The organism is Flexivirga endophytica, assembly GCF_014640635.1.
GTDB classification, from domain to species: domain Bacteria; phylum Actinomycetota; class Actinomycetes; order Actinomycetales; family Dermatophilaceae; genus Flexivirga; species Flexivirga endophytica.
This window is the reverse complement of the sequence record NZ_BMHI01000006.1, coordinates 265,153-281,083: the sequence shown is the minus strand read 5'-3', so window position 1 is coordinate 281,083 and position 15,931 is coordinate 265,153. Positions and strand designations below refer to the sequence as shown.

The window sequence follows — 15,931 nt, the reverse complement described above, 5'->3', positions numbered from 1 at the left end:
GGTCGCGCCTCAGACCGGCCGCTTGCGGGCCGCTCCACGATTGAAGGAGCGCTCACCCTGACCGGATGGGACCTTGCGCGGGGCGGCGGCCTTCGCGGTCGGTGACCCGTAATAGCGCTCGTCGTGCCGGCCGGGTTTGTCCTTGTCCTCGCGGGCCTGCACGCCGTCCGCGTCCGGTGTCGGGTCGTCGTGACCGTGGGTGTCGCCGTGCCCGTGGCTGTGTCCATGGCCGTGTCCGTGCCCATGACCGAGCGACTCCGGAACTTCCGCGTTCGGGTCGAGCAGGCGAGGAATGTTCCTTGCTGCGAGCGCCAGGTCGCGTTCGTACTTCAACACGACGTTCAACGTGTCGGCCAGCACCGAAGGCGACAGGTCATGCACCCCGAGAACGGCGAGTGTCCTTGCCCAGTCGATGGTTTCGGAGATACTCGGTGACTTCCGCAGATCGAGTGTCCGCAGCGTGCGCACGACCTCGACGAGTTGCTCGGCGATCGAGTCGGCGAGGCCGGTGTTCTTGGAGCGGATGATCTCCAGCTCGCGCTCCGCGTCCGGGTAGTCGAGGAAGAGGTGCAGGCAGCGGCGCTTGAGCGCAGCCGACAGGTCGCGCGTGTTGTTCGACGTCAGCAACACCAGCGGGGTCGACTGGGCGATGAAAGTGCCGATCTCCGGGACCGACACCTGGAATTCGGCGAGCAACTCCAGCAGCACCGCCTCCAGTGCTTCGTCAGCACGGTCGACCTCGTCGATCAGCAGCACCACCGGCTCGGTCGACTGCACCGCTTCGAGCAACGGGCGTGGCGCGAGGAAACGCTCGGAGAAGAAGATGTTGTCCTGAGCCGCGATCCGGTCCACGGCGGCGTTCAGGTCGGTCGTGTCGGCGATGATCTCGCCGATCTTCTCGCGCAGCATCTGCGTGTAGAGCAGTTGCTTGCCGTAGTCCCACTCGTAGAGCGCCTTGGTCTCGTCCTGACCTTCATAACACTGCAGCCGCAACAGCTTTCGGCCTGTTGCCGCCGCGACGCTCTGGGCGAGTTGGGTCTTGCCGACACCGGCCGGTCCCTCGAGCAGGAGTGGCTTGCCGAGCGCGGTCTGCAGGTAGGCGGTGGTTGCGAGTCGGTCGTCGGTGAGATAGCCGACGCCGTGCAATCGCTCGCGGGCATCGTCCACGCTCGCGAAGTCGGGATCGATCCCGTCCGGCTGGGTCTCGGTGCTCTGGCTCACAGGCGTCGTCACGGTGCTCTCCTTCGACGGGGGGTGATTGAGGGCGCTGCCCGCACGCGAGTTCTCCTCGGTGCGGGCAGCGTGTGCAGGGGATGGACCGCTCAGCCGAGCAGGTCGTCCAGGTCACCGTTGAAGCAGTGCTCGACCACCGGGCGAACCGTGTCGAAGGTGCACTCCTTCGGGTTACCGGGCGTGCAGGTGTCGCCGAGCACGTGATTGGTGATGTTGTCGACGTCCGCCTTGTCGCCCTTGACGACCTTCTTGTTCTCGTAGTACTTCGTCGGCCCTTGCCCGAGCCGGTTCTTGACGTAGCTGTCCTGGGTGACGTCGGTGAACTTCTCGGGGATTCCGACGTCGCGGAGCAGCCTGATCGACGCTGCCAGCGCTGCATCGGCGGCCTGGACGTCCGTCATACCGTGCGTGTCCACGCCCATCGCCTCGGCGATGTCCGCGAAGCGCTTGTACATGACGGGCATGTTGAACGCCCAGACGCGCGGTAGCGCGATCGCGTTGTTCAGGCCGTGGTGCAGGTCGTAGAAGGCCGACACCGCGTGGCTGATGGAGTGGATGATGCCCAGCCCACCGGAGTTGAACGCCTGAGCGGCGATGTACTGCGCGTACATCATCCCCTCGCGGCCCGGGAGATCCTGTGGGTTCCAGGTGGCTTCGCGCAGGTTCTGCGCGGTCAGCTTGATCGCCTGCAACGCGCTGCCCAACGACGGCGGGAAGTTCAGCCGTGAGGTGTACGGCTCGGAAGCGTGCGCCAGCACGTCGAATCCGCACTGAGCGGTGAAGTCGATCGGCGTCGAGTAGTACATCACCGGGTCATCGATGGCCAGCGAGGTGATCGCTGCGTCATCGAACGCGACGTATTTGTGCGGCTTCTTCGGGTCCGTCGTCGTGTCGGTGATGACGTAGGCCCAGGAAGTCTCGGAGCCGGTGCCGGCCGTGGTGGACACGGCGATGTGCGGCGGGTTCTTGGGGTTCTCACTCTTGTTGAAGCCCTCGAACTCGTTGATGTTGCGACCGTCGTGCGCGACGGAGATGCGCGCGCCCTTACAAGCGTCGTGCGACGAGCCACCACCGATGGACACGAACGAGTCACACTTGGTGTCCTGATAGAGCGACACCGCGTCCATGACGTTGTAGTCCTTGGGGTTGGACTCGACCTTGTCGAAGAGCACAACCTCCAGCCCGTGGTACTTCATAGACTCGACGATGTTGTGCACCACGTCGGAGCCGCGGAGCCCGGTCGTCATCACCAGTGTCTTCTTGAAGCCGAGCTTGAGGGCTTCCGGTCCGATCATCTCGGCGCCGCCCGGGCCGAGCAGCCCGCGCGGGAACGGGTGAAATTCCTTGATCGGGAACGGCTTCAGCAACTCATCAACTTGCATGGGTCCTCCTGGGTGAGGGATTGGCGCAGGTGCGCAATCGGGGGAATGCCGACACCTTTCGACGTTAGGAATGTGACGCACCTCTCGTCACCGCCCTTTCGGTCCGCACTCGCTGGCCTCCCGGGGAGGAGCGGCCCTACCCGCTCAGGTAGGCGGGGTCCTCGCGAAGTATCGGAGCGAGGAACGGGCGGGAGAACTTCGTGGGGTGCGTATGCCTACCCGAGCGGGTAGGTGTACGCCGCCCGGGCGGTGAGTGCGGGGTGCGACGCCGACTTCATAGCGTGGAGCCAGCGCCCGAACCGGCGCGGGCGGTCCCGGCGTTGCCGGGTTGCGTCATACCCACGACGAGAGGAGCCACCGTGGCCACCGAAGAAATCGAGCGCGAGACCGTGGATCCAGCAGAGTCGAACGTGGACCAGGTTGTCGCCGACGACTTGGTCGAGGACGTGTCGATCGACGGAATGTGCGGCGTCTACTGATGCTCGAGGAGGCATGGACGCTGAACGGTTCGGTGGCGCTGCGCCCCGAGACGTTCGGCGCCCTCGCCTACGACTTCACGACACGACGCCTGTCTTTCCTGAAGGATCCCGCCCTGGTTGACGTCGTCCGGCAACTGCGCAACCACCCGAATATCGCCGAAACGCTTGATGCCGTGGGTATTTCGGACGGCGAGCGTCCTCGTTTCCGAGCGGCGCTCGAGCGGCTCGCCGACCAGCACCTCATCGTTCGGAGGAACACACAATGACCGCAGTGGCTGAGCGCCGCGCACCGACCCGGCTGGTGGACCACTTCGAATACGGCCTCGATGCGCCGATCTGCTTGACCTGGGAGCTGACCTACGCCTGCAATCTCGCGTGCGTGCACTGTCTTTCGTCGTCCGGCCGGCGTGATCCGCGGGAGCTGTCGACCGACGAGTGCAAAGCGTTGATCGACGAGTTCGAGCGGATGCAGATCTTCTATGTCAACATCGGCGGCGGCGAACCGACCGTGCGGCCGGACTTCTGGGAGCTGCTCGACTACGCAGTTGAGCATCATGTCGGAGTCAAGTTCTCCACCAACGGTTTTCGTATCACCAAGGAGCGAGCCGAACGCCTGGCAGCGACCGACTATGTCGACGTGCAGGTCTCGCTGGACGGCGCGACACCGGAGGTCAACGACCCGATTCGCGGCGCCGGCACGTATGACGCGGCGATCCGCGCGATGGACAATCTGCGTGACGCCGGCATGAAGGACTTCAAGCTGTCTGTGGTCTGCACGCGCGAAAACATCTCGCAGCTGGACGAATTCAAGAAGATCGCCGATGACCACGGCGCGCAGCTTCGTCTGACCCGCCTGCGCCCGGCCGGCCGTGGCGCGGATGTCTGGCAGGACCTGCACCCGTTGCCGCACCAGCAGCGTGAGCTCTACGACTGGCTGGTCGCCAATGGCGAGAAGGTGTTGACCGGCGACTCCTTCTTCCACCTGTCCGCCTTCGGCGACGCACTGCCGGGCCTCAATCTGTGCGGTGCCGGTCGTGTCGTCTGCCTGGTCGACCCGGTGGGTGACGTCTATGCCTGCCCGTTCGCCATACACGAGAACTTCCTGGCGGGCTCGATCCGCGATGAAGGCTTCCAACACGTATGGCGCGAAGCCGAACTCTTCAAGTCGTTGCGCGAGCCGCAGACCGGCGGTGCGTGCTCGTCCTGCTCGGCATACGACTCCTGCCGCGGTGGTTGTATGGCGGCAAAGTTCTTCACCGGTATGCCACTCGACGGGCCGGACCCGGAGTGTGTCAAGGGCAACGCCGAGTTCGTGACCGTCGGGGATCGACCGGCACCCTCGCAGGATCACTCACACAAGGGCACGGTCCGTAACGCGCCCGTGCCCGTGAAGATCGGGCGACGCCCGCCCACGACGATGTGCGACGAGAGCCCGGTGAACCCAGGGGACTTCGTGGTGGGATGACCGATCTCGGTGATGCGACGAGTGCCGGTGCCGCGCAGGCCTGCGTGGTGCTGGTGCCGCTCGGCAGCGTGGAGCAGCACGGGCCACACCTGCCGCTGTCGACGGACTCCCACATTGCCCGAGAGGTGTGCCACCGGGTGGCGGAACAGCTTGTCGAGCAAGGTGTTTCGGCGACGGTGGCGCCGTGCCTGGAGTACGGATCGAGCGGCGAGCACGAAGGCTTCGCGGGGACGATATCGATCGGCGGGGACGCGTTGCGTCACGTCCTCGTCGAGCTGGTGCGCTCTGCCCGGCGATGGGCCGACCGGATCGTGCTGGTGTCCGGCCACGGCGGCAACGTCGGTGCGCTGCTCGAAGCCGTCCGGTTGCTGCGGTTCGAGGCGCCAACGGTCGCGTGGACGACGTGTGCCGAGCAGGACTTCGACGCACACGCCGGCCACGCCGAGACCTCGATGATGTTGGCCATCGAGCCAGAGTCCGTTCAGCTGGAGCGAGCCGCAGTCGGCAACACCACTCCTGCGGCCGAACTGTGGCCGAGGATGAAATCCTCTGGGATTGAGGCAGTTTCGCCCAATGGTGTCCTGGGCGATCCGCGCAACGCGACGGCGATGGACGGTGAGCGCATGCTCGGCGCACTCGCCGCTCGCATCGCCGACCAGATCCAGGACGGCGCGGTCGCCGAAGGCGGCTCGTTCCTGCGCGCGTCGACGGCCGTCCGATGACGCGGGTGGTGCTCCTCGGCGGTGGCGGCCGGGGCATGGGCGCGGCGACTGCACGGTTGCTCGCCGAGCGTGGCGACCGGGTCGTCGTGTTGGACGCCTTCGACACGGTGGACGATTTCTATCCGTTGGCCGATGAGGCGGATCGTGTTGCGCTGCAAAGTATTTCCGGTATCGAGACGATGTCGGTGGACCTGCGTGACGGCGCAGCGACGATCGCCGCGGTCAGGTCGGTGATCCAGCGTCATGGTCACGTCGATGCGGCGGTCGCGTTCGCCGGGGCCGTGACCGGAGGTCGACCGTTGTGGGAGACGGACGAGGAGACGCTGGAGAAGTCGATCGCGTTCAACACCCTCACGACCTGGCACCTGGCGCGAGCGGTCGTGCCACACCTCTTGTCCCGACCGGCAGAGGCCTTGCCCACCTTCGTGGCGCTGACCAGCGTTGCCGGCGAGAAGGGCCTCTACGGGTTGGCGCCATACGTCGTCGCGAAGCACGCGACGGCCGGGATCGTCCGAGCGCTCGCCTCGGACCTGGTCGGAACGTCCGTGACCGCGTGTGGTGTCGCACCGGGCTCCACCGACACGACGATGCTGCGGCAGACCGCGGCGGCATACGGGCTGACCGACGTGCACGATCTGGTGCAGCACCAGCACGGAAAGCGGCCGCTCCGACCCGAGGAACTGGCGCACGTCGTGGTGTTCGCGCTCGGTGCCGGGCCGGTGCTGCACGGGGCGATCCTGCCGGCCGATGCAGGACTCGGTCGTGTCTGAATCCGACCGATTGCCAGATGGTTTCGAGGTCAAGCTCGGTGCATGGACCCATCGGTGCACCGACGGCCGCACGTTGTACGGCGACGCCGGTAGCCTCCTCCGGCTACGCCCGGCGGCGGTCGAGCGCATCGATGCCAACGGTGTTTTGCGTGTCGAGGACCCGACGTCCCGCACGCTGGCAAGACTCCTCCTGGACCGCGGGATGGCCGAGCCGCGATGGCCCGACTCGGTGCCGCCCTTCCGCACGGACGACATCACGCTCGTCATACCGGTGCGTGACCGGGCGGCTGCGGTGGATCGGTTGCTGGCGAACTGCGTCGGTGTCCGCGCCGTCGTCGTCGACGACGGCTCGCTCGACCCGGACGAACTGAGCGCGGTGTGCGAACGACACGGCGCGCGCTACGTGCGGCACACACAATCGCGCGGCCCGGCCGCGGCCCGCAACACCGGCCTCGGCCAGGTGCACACGGAGTTGGTCGCGTTCGTCGACTCCGACGTGGTGCTCGACGTCGAGGCGCTCACTGTGCTGCGACGACATTTCACCGATCCGAAGGTCGGACTGGTGGCGCCGAGAATTCTCGGACTGGTCGAGGACGGCAGTGCGCTGCACCGCTACGAGGCGGCCTGCTCGTCCCTCGACCTCGGCGATCAGCCGGCGCTCGTCCGTCCGCATGCGAGGGTCTCCTACCTCCCCAGTGCGGCGATGCTGGCGCGAAAGTCCGCACTGGGCAACGGTTTCGACGAGTCGATGCAGGTGGCGGAGGACGTCGATCTGGTATGGCGGATGGCCTCTCGATGGTCAGTGCGCTACGAGCCGAACGCGCAGGTCCAACACGAACACCGGGCCCGGTTCCGTGAGTGGTTCGGACGCAAGCTGCTCTATGGCACGGGCGCCGCACCACTCGCCATACGACACGGATCAGCCGTCGCGCCGGCAGTGCTGACGCCGTGGACTGCGGCAGTGACAGTCGCGCTCCTCGCCCAGCAACGATGGAGTCCCCTGCTGGTCGCGGGCGCAACGGCTGCCTTGTGGCGCGGGCTGAGGCAGCGCTTCGCCACCGCCGACGATCCTGCAGGCTCTGCCACCGCCCTGACGAAGGTCGCGATGCGTTCCAGCCTCGAACAGACCGCGACGATCGTCACCCGGCACTACGTGCCGCTGACGCTGGGGCTCGTACCCTTCTCCAAGCGAGCCCGCCGGGCGTATGTCGCCTCCGCGGTCCTGGCCGGTCTCGTCGCCCACCGACGCAAGCGACCCGCCCTGGACCCGGTGCGCTTCATCGCGCTCCGCACGCTCGACGATCTCGCCTACGGGCTGGGCCTCTGGTGGGGCGCCCTCGCCGCACGCTCGCCGGAGGCCCTCATCCCCCTGGTACGCCGCGGGATTCGCTCTCGCCGAGGCGATGCCGAAGCACGGCCCGAACGACCTGGCTGACCGCACCTCGCACCCCGACCTGCGAGCGGAGGTGCAGGGCTCCGGTAGCATGCTCCCAGTGCGAGCTTCCACCATCGAACGGTCATCCGGTCGATCAGGCGCTGGCACTTCGGGCCTGGCGTGACGGTGCAGTAACTCACTCGATCCGGTGAGCTGGCTGCAGTTGTTCGTTCCGGTTCTTGCCCCCGTAGCTCAGGGGATAGAGCACCGCTCTCCTAAAGCGGGTGTCGCATGTTCGAATCATGCCGGGGGCACTGTATTTCCGCTGGGCACGCGTCGTACGGTCCGCGGCTCCTCCGGCGGGAAGAACAGGCGCCACAGCAGGAAGAGCGCGATGAGTACTGTCGCCAGAGACGCGAGCCCGGTGGGCTGTTTGAGATACACCGCGAGGTAACCCAGCCCCGGCAGGCGGGTCTGTTCGACACCCTGAACCATCTGCGGCGCGATCGTCCACACATCCGCCGTCCGGTTGGCATCACCTTTGGTATGGATCCCGGCATCGGCGACCCTCGTGATCCGGTGCGTCACCAGATCGGGTCCGGCGGAGTGCCGGAAAGTGATGATGTCGCCCGTCTGGAGGCGGTCCGGCGAGGCGGGCCGGTCGATGATCAGATCGCCAGGCACGAGAGTGGGTTTCATCGATCCGGTATGGATGACGTACGCCCGGTATCCCTGCCGCCAGCCGGTGACTCCGACCCCGACGAGCCCCAGCAGCAGCACCGCGACAAACGCCCACGCGAAGTGGCGGCGAAGGTGCACGAGTGACTCCTCACGTGTGAGTGGGCGGCTCGATGGGACGAGGCTTCTCGCCCCACCAAGCCGTTGACGGCCGATCGATTACCAGGTCGGTCCGGTCGGCGCGACACCCGGCTGAGTGGCGACGATCTTGTACCCCACGTTGGCCCATACCGTGTTCTGTGTCTGCGCCTTACCGGTGATTCCGAACGTGATGGTGGCACTGGCTGCGACTCCGGGTGCGAGGTTGCCCTTGAGCAGGATTGCGGCGGGCACGCCGCACTCAGCGATGTCGGTACCGTCGCCGACGGTGTGTTGGGTACTGCTTCCCCCGTGGCCGTATTTGTTCACCGTGCAGGTGTTGGCCGATCCCGTCGATGTGTAGGGCTGGGTGGCGTCGGCGACCGTCGGCAGCTGCAGGTTGTACGACTCGAAGTTGCCGGCGGGGCTTGCCAGCTTGAAGTGACCGTACTGGCCCAGCCCGCCGCCCGTGACCCCGTCGTATGCCGTGCCACCGGCATCCGTCGCACCGGTGAAGTTGCCGTATCCAGCCGTTGAGGCGTCGAAGACGAGCCAAATGTCTGCGTTGGTCGTCGAGCCGGACTTGACGCTGAAATCGACCTTCTGCGACTTGTCGACGCCGGGGTTCAAGCCGGTGAAGTCGATCGCGGTGGGACCGGTCGAGAGTGCCAGGCTGCCGGAAGTACCGGAGACGTGGCCGCTGGCGCTGTCCGTGAAGTACGCGCCCGTGCCCGAGGATGCCGCCGCGACGAGGGCCGCGGACACGCCCAATGCGCTGACGAAACCGACCAGCCGGATGTTCTTGCTTCTGTTCATGGAAATCCCCCGCTTACTGAAGGAATGAACCCCAACGACTTGTGTCCCGGGGTTCAATGAACATTAGATTCCAATGCTTCCGACGGCACCACTTTCGAGGGTGTCTGGCTGCGCGAACCAATTCCTGCAAGACAGCCCTGTGGATGCTGAATTGGGTGTAAAAGCAATCGATCCCACGGTCATTCTGCAGACCGCACCGTCGAGCGCACGTTCTGCAGGCTTCGATGATCAACCGTGTTGTGCCGAGCCCACAGCATCGGCGAACCACCCGGTGATGGTGGTCGGATGTGTGATGGCGGTGCCGACCACCACGCTGAACGCACCCGCCTCGATCGCCCCGCGCGCCTGGTCCGGTGTGTGCACTCGCCCCTCGCAGATGACCGGCACGTCGACAGCGGCAGCGAGTTGCTCGACAAGTCGCAGATCGGGACCTGCGGTCTTATTCGTGTATGGCGTATACCCCGCCAACGTGGTGCCGACCAGATCCGCGCCCGCGTCGGCTGCGGACCGCCCTTCTTCCAGGGTGGAGCAGTCCGCCATCACGAGAACGTCTGTGCGCCGGTGCAATTCGGCGATGGTCTCGGCGACGGTCCGCCCATCGGGCCGGTTCTGCGCGGTGCCGTCGATCGCCACGATCTCGACGCCGGTCTCCGCCACTGCGAGCGCGTGCTCCAGAGTGGGGGTGATGTAGACCAGCGCATCGCCGTCCTTCCACAGACCGATCGCCGGCAGCTCGACCTGCCGATGGATCAGCCGCAGATCGTCCAGGCCCTGGGCGCGGATCGCCGCCGCACCACCGCGGGCCGCGGACAACGCCATCTGCGTCATGGTCCGCGGATCACGCATCGGTTCGCCCGGGTAGGCCTGACAGGACACGATCAACCTGCCGCGCAACGACTCGATCACGTTGTGTTTCAACGTTTTCCCTTCGTTCTGAAGTCGTCGGTCAGCACGAGTCGAGCCGCGCCGACCAGTGCCGCATCGGAGCCGAGCCGGCTTCCGCATACCTGCACATCCGCGGTCGCCGGCAGCAGTTCGTCGCGCAACGCGCGCTCCATCGGCCGCCACCACATCTGACCCGCGCCGACCACCCCGCCGCCGATCACGACGACCTCGGGATCGAGCAGGTTCACCGCACCGCCGACAGCGGCACCGAGCGCCTTCGCGCCATCGGTGACGACGACGCGCGCGGCCTCCGACCCGGCGACCGCGTCGCGCACCACTTCCTGCAGCGTGCTCACCGGCCGCCCGACAAGCTCGCTGTATGACGCTGTCAGTGCCGGCCCTGCCGCGACCGCTTCAAGGTGCCCCACGCGTCCGCAGACGCAGAGGCGACTTCCCGCCGCGGCGGACGGCACGTGCCCGAGATGCCCCGCCACGCAGTGCGCACCGAACAGCACCTCTCCCCCGTGCACGAACGACGCACCGACCCCCGTCCCGACCGCGACCATCAGCATCGAACCGGCGCCGGCCGCGGCGCCGATCCACGCCTCCCCGAGCGCGTGCGCGTGCACGTCGTTGACCACCTGCACCGGCAGCGCAGTCGCGTCCGAAATGCGCTCTCGCACAAGCGTGCCCGCCCAGTCGCGCAGCACACTGGTCGCCGAGAGCACGACGCCGGACCGGTGGTCGATCACGCCGGCTGACCCGATCCCCACCCCGAGGGGGCGGGTACCGTCGGCGACGGCCTTCACCAGTCGGAGCGCTGTCGCCAGGATCGCGTCCGGACCGTCGCCGCCGGGGGTCGGCTCGGCTGCCCGTCCGATGACGGCTCCCGAACCGTCCACCAGCGCGGCAACCGTCTTGGTACCCCCGATATCAACGCCGACGGCGCACCGTGATGCGGCGGCACTCATCGCGGTTCCCTCCTTCGTCGGCACCCGCGAACGCCTGAGATCATCGATCGCTCGCTGCGCTCACTCATCGCCGGACGTCGAGTCCGGCAAGCTCCAATTGCTCACGGACACGGCCGGTTTCGGCCTCGTCGTAGCCTCGCATCGGCAGCGACACGGTCGGCGAATCGATGATGCCCAGCAGGTGGGCTGCGGTCTTGAAGGCACCGACACCCCGCGTGGCGCCGGCGGCCGTGGCCGGGTCCGCGGCGTCGACGATGCGGAAGAGGCGCGCCAACCGCTCCTGCTCGGCGCGCGCTGCCGCCCAGTCCTGCTTGCCGGCATACGAGTGCAGCCGCACATAACCGGCCGGGTCGACGTTGCCCAGGCCGGGCACCGATCCGGAGGCACCGGCGAGCAGCATCCCGTCGACGACCAGCTCGTGTCCGGTCAGCAACGAGAATGTGCTGTCGCCCTGGTCGTCCAGCCCGATCCGCAACTGCCGGAACGCGACGTCGTCCCCGCTGGAGTCCTTGACGCCGGCCAGCACTCCCTCGCCCGCCAGCCGCAACAGCAGGTCCAGCGGCAGCTTGCGGCCGACGCAGACCGGTATGTCGTAGGCGACCACCGGCAGCGACGACGCCGATGCCACGGCCCGCAGGTGTCTCTCGATCTCGTGCGGTCCGACGATCGCGTAGAACGGGGCCGTGACGACGGTCGCATCGGCGCCGAAGCGTTCGGCCGCGCGCAGCCGCTCCAGCACCCGCGGAGTCGTCGGCTCGATGCAGCCGGCCATCACCGGCACCGCGCCGGCCGCCGTGTGCACGATGACCTCCAGCGCCTCATCCCGCTGCTCGTCGGTCAGGAAGACGGTCTCCCCCGAGCTGCCGAGGGCGAAGAGGCCGTCGACGCCACCGTCGAGCAGATGCTGCACGAGTCGCTCGAGCGAGTCCCGGTCCACGGTGCCGTCCTCGGTCAGTGGGGTGAGGACGGGCGGGATGACGCCGGTGTAGGTAGTGGTCACAGTTCACGCTCCTTGCGCAGCCGTTGCGCGGTCGGCGGTGGCCTCGCGCAGCAATTCTGTTGTGGTGGTTGTGGATTCGATCGGGTGATAGCAGCGGACAGAGTGGTCTACGGCAACCTCGTCATACGCCGGCATCTCGGTGGCGCAGACGTCGTCCGCCCGCCAGCAGCGGGTTCGGAAGGGACAGCCGCTCGGCGGCGCGGACGCCGACGGCACCGACCCGCCCAACGGGATCGGGTCGGTCGGGTGCAGCAGGCTGGGCGCGGCCGAGAAGAGCGCCCGTGTGTAGGGATGCCGACCGTCATCGGGCAGTCCGGCGGCCGGTGCCTGCTCGACGATCCGGCCGAGGTACATGCTGATGACCCGGTCGCTGACGCGCCGGACGGTCTGAATGTCGTGTGACACGAAGACCATTGCCAGGTTGAGCTGGCTCTTGAGGTCGAGCAGCAGATTGAGGATCTGGGCACGGACCGACACGTCCAATGCGCTCGTCGGTTCGTCGGCCACGACGAGCGCGGGGTCCAGCGCCAGTGCCCGCGCGATGGACACACGCTGGCGCTGCCCGCCGGACAGCGACGTGGGCAACGCATCCGCGAGAGAGACCGGCAGTCCGACGAGGTCCATCAGCTCCCGCACCCGCACAGCACGCTCCCTCGGAGACTTCCAGCGGTGCACGTCCAGCGGGTCCCGGATGATCTCCGACACCGGCATCCGCCGGTTCAGCGAGCCGGAGGGGTCCTGGAAGATCATCCCGACGCCGCGGCCGAGCACAGTGCGCCGTTCGCGAGCGGACATCGCCCAGACGTCGTGCCCCTCCCACAGCAGCGAGCCCTCGGTCGGCCGCTGCAGGCCCACCAGCACGCGCGCGAGTGTCGATTTGCCGCAACCGGATTCGCCGACGATGCCGACGGTGCTGCCCGCTTCGATCGCCACGTCAGCACCGGTCAGCGCGTAGACATGACCGCTGCCGAACAGGCCACCACCGCGGATGCGGTGGACCACGTGCAGGTCCTTGCCCTCCAACAGTGGAGTGTTCATTTCCCTGCCGCCTTCATGAGATCGGGTGTGGAGCTCTGTCCGGTGACCGCGTGATGGCACGCGGATCGGTGCACGTCCGGGTTGGTTCCGTGGGCGATCATCTGCGGCACGTCCTCGTGACAGACCGAGGTCGCCGCGGGACAACGGTCGGCGAAGCGACAGCCGGCCGGGAAGTCGGCCGGCGACGGCACGGTCCCGCGGATCTGGGTGAGTCGTTCGGCACCCGCCTCCAAGGAGAGCACCGATCCGAGCAGCCCACGGGAGTAATGGTGTTGGGGCTGCTCCACGACGTCGGCGGCGACGCCGGCCTCGACGATCCGACCGCCATACATCACGGCGACGCGGTCGCAGACCTCGCTGACCAGGGCCAGGTCATGACTGACCAGGATCAGCGCGAAGCCGTGTTCGGCCCGCAGCCGCAGCAGCAACTCGATGACCTGCGCCTGCACGGTGACGTCCAGCGCGGTCGTCGGCTCGTCGGCGATGATCAGCTTGGCGTCCCGTGCCAGCGCCATCGCGATCACGACACGTTGGCGCTGACCACCGGACAGTTCGTGCGGGTATGCCGCCAGCGTTCGCCTCGTGTCCAGCCCGACCAGGCCCATCAGTTCGTCGGCGGACCTGGTGCCGCCGCGCCGAATGACCTGTTGCAGTTGGGCTTTGATGGTCATCGCAGGGTTCAGCGCCGAGAGCGCATCCTGGTAGACCATCGCGATCTTCCGACCCATCAACGCGCGACGCCTACCCGGCTTCATGCCGACGAGTTCCTTGCCGTCGAACGTCATCGAGCCGGCGACGTGCGCGTCCTTGGGCAGCAGGCCCATGATCGCGAGAGAGGTCAACGACTTTCCGCTGCCGGATTCCCCGACCAGACCGAGCACTTCGCCGGGTCGCACCTCGAGGTCGACACCGTCGACGATGGCGACCCAACGATGACGTCCGGGGAAGTCGATCCGCAGGTCACGCACCGTCAGGATCGGCTCGGCCTCGGGTAGCGGTCGTGCGCTCGCTCGCAACCGCTCGGCGGCGAGCGCCAGACCCGGGAGATCCTCCGCCGGAGCGCCGCCGGCTGCCTTCTCCTCGGCCTCGATCTCGGCCGAGCCGGTCGGTGCGGAGCCGCGAGCCGCCGGCGCCGCCCAGGCGTCCGAGATGCCCTCGGACAACACGTTGAGGCACAGGACCGTCACCAGGATGAGCAGTCCTGGGAAGAACGTCGCCCACCAGCTGCCGGCCTGCAGGATCTGCTGGCCGTAGGCGATGACCGAACCCCACGACGACTGCGCCGCTTGCCCCGGCAGGCCTCCTCCGATGAAGGACAACGACGCCTCGAAGATGATCGAGTCGGCGACCATCACCGTGGTGAACACCATGACCGGTGCCGCACAGTTGCGCAGCACGTGACCCCGCAGGATGTGGAACCGGCGAGCGCCTATGACCTGCTCCGCTGCGACGTAGTCCTCGCCGTACTGCGACAGCACATTGGCTCGCACCACTCGGGCGATGGACGGAGTGAAGACGAAGCCGATCGCGAGGATCAGCACCGACAGCTTGTCCTTGCCGTAGGCCACCACGAGCACCGCGGCGAGCGCGATGGCTGGGAAGGCCATCACGACGTCCAGCAGGCGCATGACGGTCTCGTCGACGACCTTGCGGCTGGTCGCGGCCACGGCTCCGAGCACCGAACCGAAGACCAACGCGAACGCTGCCGCGCCGAACCCGACCTCGAGCGATCGCCGGGTGCCGGCGATCAACCGCGAGAAGATGTCCCGACCCGAAGCGTCCAGGCCGAACCAGTAGTCACCGCTCGGTCCGGTCCCGACGGCGCCGAGGCCCGTCTGCGTCGGGTCGTGCGGTGTGAGCAACCCGCTGAAGATCGCCACCAGGATCAGCAATCCGACGAAGCACAGCGCGATGCGCGACGGGATGCCCAGCCGCGACAGGGTCATCGATCGGGTGCCGGGGCTCTCCGACAGTTTGCGGGTCAGGCCCGCGCGATATCCAGCCATCAGTGGCCTCCTCGCAATCTCGGGTTGGCGACCATGTAGAGCAGGTCGACGACCAGGTTGATGACGACGAAACAGCCGGCGATGACCAGGATGGTGCCCTGGGCCAGCGACGTGTCGTTCGTCGTCACCGCCTGCATGACCAGCGTCCCCATGCCCGGCAATTGGAAGATCGCCTCGATGATGATCGTGCCGCCGAGCAGGTAGCCGACGCGCAGGCCGAGGACGGTGAGCGGGTTGACCAGCGCGTTGCGCAGGACGTTGCGCCCGACGACGACGTATGGCGGCAGACCCGCGCCATACGCAGTGCGCACGTAGTCCTTGTCCAGCTCCTCCACCATCGAGGTCCGCACGATCCTGGCGAGTGAACAACCGACGGGCAGCGCCAGCGACACCGCCGGCATCGCCATCGACTTCAAGAACCCGCCGAAGTCCTCTCCCGGATTGACGTACCCGGCGTTCGGCAACCACGACCGGCTGATCGCGAACTGCTGAATCAACAACAGCGCCAACCAGAACGACGGGATGGAGATCCCGGCCATCGACATGACGCGCACCGCGTGGTCGGGCCACTTGTCGCGGTAGAGCGCCGCGACGATGCCGAGCACCATCGCGAGGACGAACGCCAGTAGCACGCCCAGCACGGTCAGCTCGATGGTGACCGGCAACGCCTCCTCGACCAGGCTCGACACCGGCTTGTTCAGCGATTGGGTCGTGCCGAGATCGCCGGTGAGCAGATCACCGATGAAGTTGACGAACTGCACCGGTGGCGACTTGTCGAGGCCGTGTTCGTGGTTGTACTGCGCGATCTGCTGTTTGCTCGCGCTGTCGCCGAGCGCGGAGACGGCGGAGTTCACCGGCGACAGGCGCATGATGACGAAGACGAAGAGTGCGATGCCGAGCAGCAGCGGGATCAACGTCAGTATTCGCCGGAAGATCAGGCTGAGTACGCGAGCCATGCGAACACCTCCTCGGT

Annotated in this window: 16 protein-coding genes and 1 tRNA gene; 7 read left to right on the top strand and 10 right to left on the bottom strand. The window is 67.1% G+C overall.

Annotation, left to right across the window (positions count from 1 at the left end; genetic code table 11):
• Positions 1-9 precede the first annotated feature (9 nt).
• On the bottom strand, positions 10-1,233 hold the full coding sequence (locus IEX71_RS19625) for an AAA family ATPase (RefSeq protein WP_188838761.1): 1,224 nt from the start codon (positions 1,231-1,233) through the stop codon (positions 10-12).
• An 89-nt stretch (positions 1,234-1,322) separates the two neighbouring features.
• Entirely contained in the window at positions 1,323-2,615 is a 1,293-nt protein-coding gene (gene mdo / locus IEX71_RS19620; protein WP_188838760.1) for an NDMA-dependent methanol dehydrogenase, read from the bottom strand.
• 359 nt (positions 2,616-2,974) lie between these two features.
• Between mdo and mftA the strand changes: the two genes are divergently transcribed.
• From mftA to IEX71_RS19585, 7 genes are all read left to right on the top strand, one after another.
• Complete coding sequence (gene mftA, locus IEX71_RS19615) at positions 2,975-3,094, top strand: mycofactocin precursor MftA (RefSeq protein ID WP_229749885.1); 120 nt, start codon at positions 2,975-2,977, stop codon at positions 3,092-3,094.
• Positions 3,094-3,360, top strand: coding sequence for a mycofactocin biosynthesis chaperone MftB (mftB, locus tag IEX71_RS19610; RefSeq protein WP_188838759.1), 267 nt, complete (start codon positions 3,094-3,096; stop codon positions 3,358-3,360). Before mftA ends, mftB begins: the two co-directional genes overlap by 1 nt.
• Entirely contained in the window at positions 3,357-4,559 is a 1,203-nt protein-coding gene (gene mftC / locus IEX71_RS19605; protein WP_188838758.1) for a mycofactocin radical SAM maturase, read from the top strand. The genes mftB and mftC overlap by 4 nt, the downstream gene beginning before the upstream one ends.
• Positions 4,556-5,281 (top strand): mycofactocin biosynthesis peptidyl-dipeptidase MftE, encoded by a 726-nt coding sequence (gene mftE / locus IEX71_RS19600; protein ID WP_188838757.1) that lies wholly within the window; start codon positions 4,556-4,558, stop codon positions 5,279-5,281. Before mftC ends, mftE begins: the two co-directional genes overlap by 4 nt.
• Positions 5,278-6,051 (top strand): mycofactocin-coupled SDR family oxidoreductase, encoded by a 774-nt coding sequence (locus tag IEX71_RS19595; RefSeq protein WP_188838756.1) that lies wholly within the window; start codon positions 5,278-5,280, stop codon positions 6,049-6,051. Before mftE ends, IEX71_RS19595 begins: the two co-directional genes overlap by 4 nt.
• The gene (gene mftF, locus IEX71_RS19590) at positions 6,044-7,486 is read left to right on the top strand and encodes a mycofactocin biosynthesis glycosyltransferase MftF (protein ID WP_188838755.1); all 1,443 of its coding nucleotides are present in this window, start codon (positions 6,044-6,046) and stop codon (positions 7,484-7,486) included. Before IEX71_RS19595 ends, mftF begins: the two co-directional genes overlap by 8 nt.
• 181 nt (positions 7,487-7,667) lie before the next feature.
• Positions 7,668-7,740 (top strand) — tRNA-Arg (locus IEX71_RS19585).
• Here IEX71_RS19585 and IEX71_RS19580 read toward each other — a convergent pair.
• From IEX71_RS19580 to IEX71_RS19545, 8 genes are all read right to left on the bottom strand, one after another.
• On the bottom strand, positions 7,727-8,245 hold the full coding sequence (locus IEX71_RS19580; RefSeq protein WP_188838754.1) for a signal peptidase I: 519 nt from the start codon (positions 8,243-8,245) through the stop codon (positions 7,727-7,729). The two genes, IEX71_RS19585 and IEX71_RS19580, sit on opposite strands and share 14 nt — an antisense overlap.
• Before the next feature lie 78 nt (positions 8,246-8,323).
• Positions 8,324-9,058, bottom strand: coding sequence for a hypothetical protein (locus tag IEX71_RS19575; RefSeq protein ID WP_188838753.1), 735 nt, complete (start codon positions 9,056-9,058; stop codon positions 8,324-8,326).
• 228 nt (positions 9,059-9,286) lie between these two features.
• On the bottom strand, positions 9,287-9,976 hold the full coding sequence (locus IEX71_RS19570; RefSeq protein ID WP_229749884.1) for an N-acetylmannosamine-6-phosphate 2-epimerase: 690 nt from the start codon (positions 9,974-9,976) through the stop codon (positions 9,287-9,289).
• Positions 9,973-10,914 (bottom strand): ROK family protein, encoded by a 942-nt coding sequence (locus IEX71_RS19565; RefSeq protein ID WP_188838751.1) that lies wholly within the window; start codon positions 10,912-10,914, stop codon positions 9,973-9,975. Before IEX71_RS19565 ends, IEX71_RS19570 begins: the two co-directional genes overlap by 4 nt.
• A gap of 64 nt (positions 10,915-10,978) precedes the next feature.
• Entirely contained in the window at positions 10,979-11,914 is a 936-nt protein-coding gene (locus IEX71_RS19560; protein WP_188838750.1) for a dihydrodipicolinate synthase family protein, read from the bottom strand.
• Positions 11,915-11,917: 3 nt separating this feature from the next.
• Complete coding sequence (locus tag IEX71_RS19555; RefSeq protein WP_188838749.1) at positions 11,918-12,952, bottom strand: ABC transporter ATP-binding protein; 1,035 nt, start codon at positions 12,950-12,952, stop codon at positions 11,918-11,920.
• The gene (locus IEX71_RS19550) at positions 12,949-14,958 is read right to left on the bottom strand and encodes a dipeptide/oligopeptide/nickel ABC transporter permease/ATP-binding protein (RefSeq protein ID WP_188838748.1); all 2,010 of its coding nucleotides are present in this window, start codon (positions 14,956-14,958) and stop codon (positions 12,949-12,951) included. The genes IEX71_RS19555 and IEX71_RS19550 overlap by 4 nt, the downstream gene beginning before the upstream one ends.
• Positions 14,958-15,914, bottom strand: a complete 957-nt coding sequence (locus IEX71_RS19545) for an ABC transporter permease (RefSeq protein WP_188838747.1) — start codon at positions 15,912-15,914, stop codon at positions 14,958-14,960. The genes IEX71_RS19550 and IEX71_RS19545 overlap by 1 nt, the downstream gene beginning before the upstream one ends.
• Positions 15,915-15,931: the final 17 nt, after the last annotated feature.

What these genes read in the sequence shown, in the direction of transcription:
- IEX71_RS19565 (WP_188838751.1), bottom strand. Translation starts at nt 10,914, where the DNA reads ATGAGTGCCGCCGCATCACGGTGCGCCGTCGGCGTTGATATCGGGGGT.
- IEX71_RS19595 (WP_188838756.1), top strand. Translation starts at nt 5,278, where the DNA reads ATGACGCGGGTGGTGCTCCTCGGCGGTGGCGGCCGGGGCATGGGCGCG.
- IEX71_RS19545 (WP_188838747.1), bottom strand. Translation starts at nt 15,914, where the DNA reads ATGGCTCGCGTACTCAGCCTGATCTTCCGGCGAATACTGACGTTGATC.
- mftC (WP_188838758.1), top strand. Translation starts at nt 3,357, where the DNA reads ATGACCGCAGTGGCTGAGCGCCGCGCACCGACCCGGCTGGTGGACCAC.
- mftE (WP_188838757.1), top strand. Translation starts at nt 4,556, where the DNA reads ATGACCGATCTCGGTGATGCGACGAGTGCCGGTGCCGCGCAGGCCTGC.
- IEX71_RS19575 (WP_188838753.1), bottom strand. Translation starts at nt 9,058, where the DNA reads ATGAACAGAAGCAAGAACATCCGGCTGGTCGGTTTCGTCAGCGCATTG.
- IEX71_RS19550 (WP_188838748.1), bottom strand. Translation starts at nt 14,958, where the DNA reads ATGGCTGGATATCGCGCGGGCCTGACCCGCAAACTGTCGGAGAGCCCC.
- mdo (WP_188838760.1), bottom strand. Translation starts at nt 2,615, where the DNA reads ATGCAAGTTGATGAGTTGCTGAAGCCGTTCCCGATCAAGGAATTTCAC.
- mftB (WP_188838759.1), top strand. Translation starts at nt 3,094, where the DNA reads ATGCTCGAGGAGGCATGGACGCTGAACGGTTCGGTGGCGCTGCGCCCC.
- IEX71_RS19555 (WP_188838749.1), bottom strand. Translation starts at nt 12,952, where the DNA reads ATGAACACTCCACTGTTGGAGGGCAAGGACCTGCACGTGGTCCACCGC.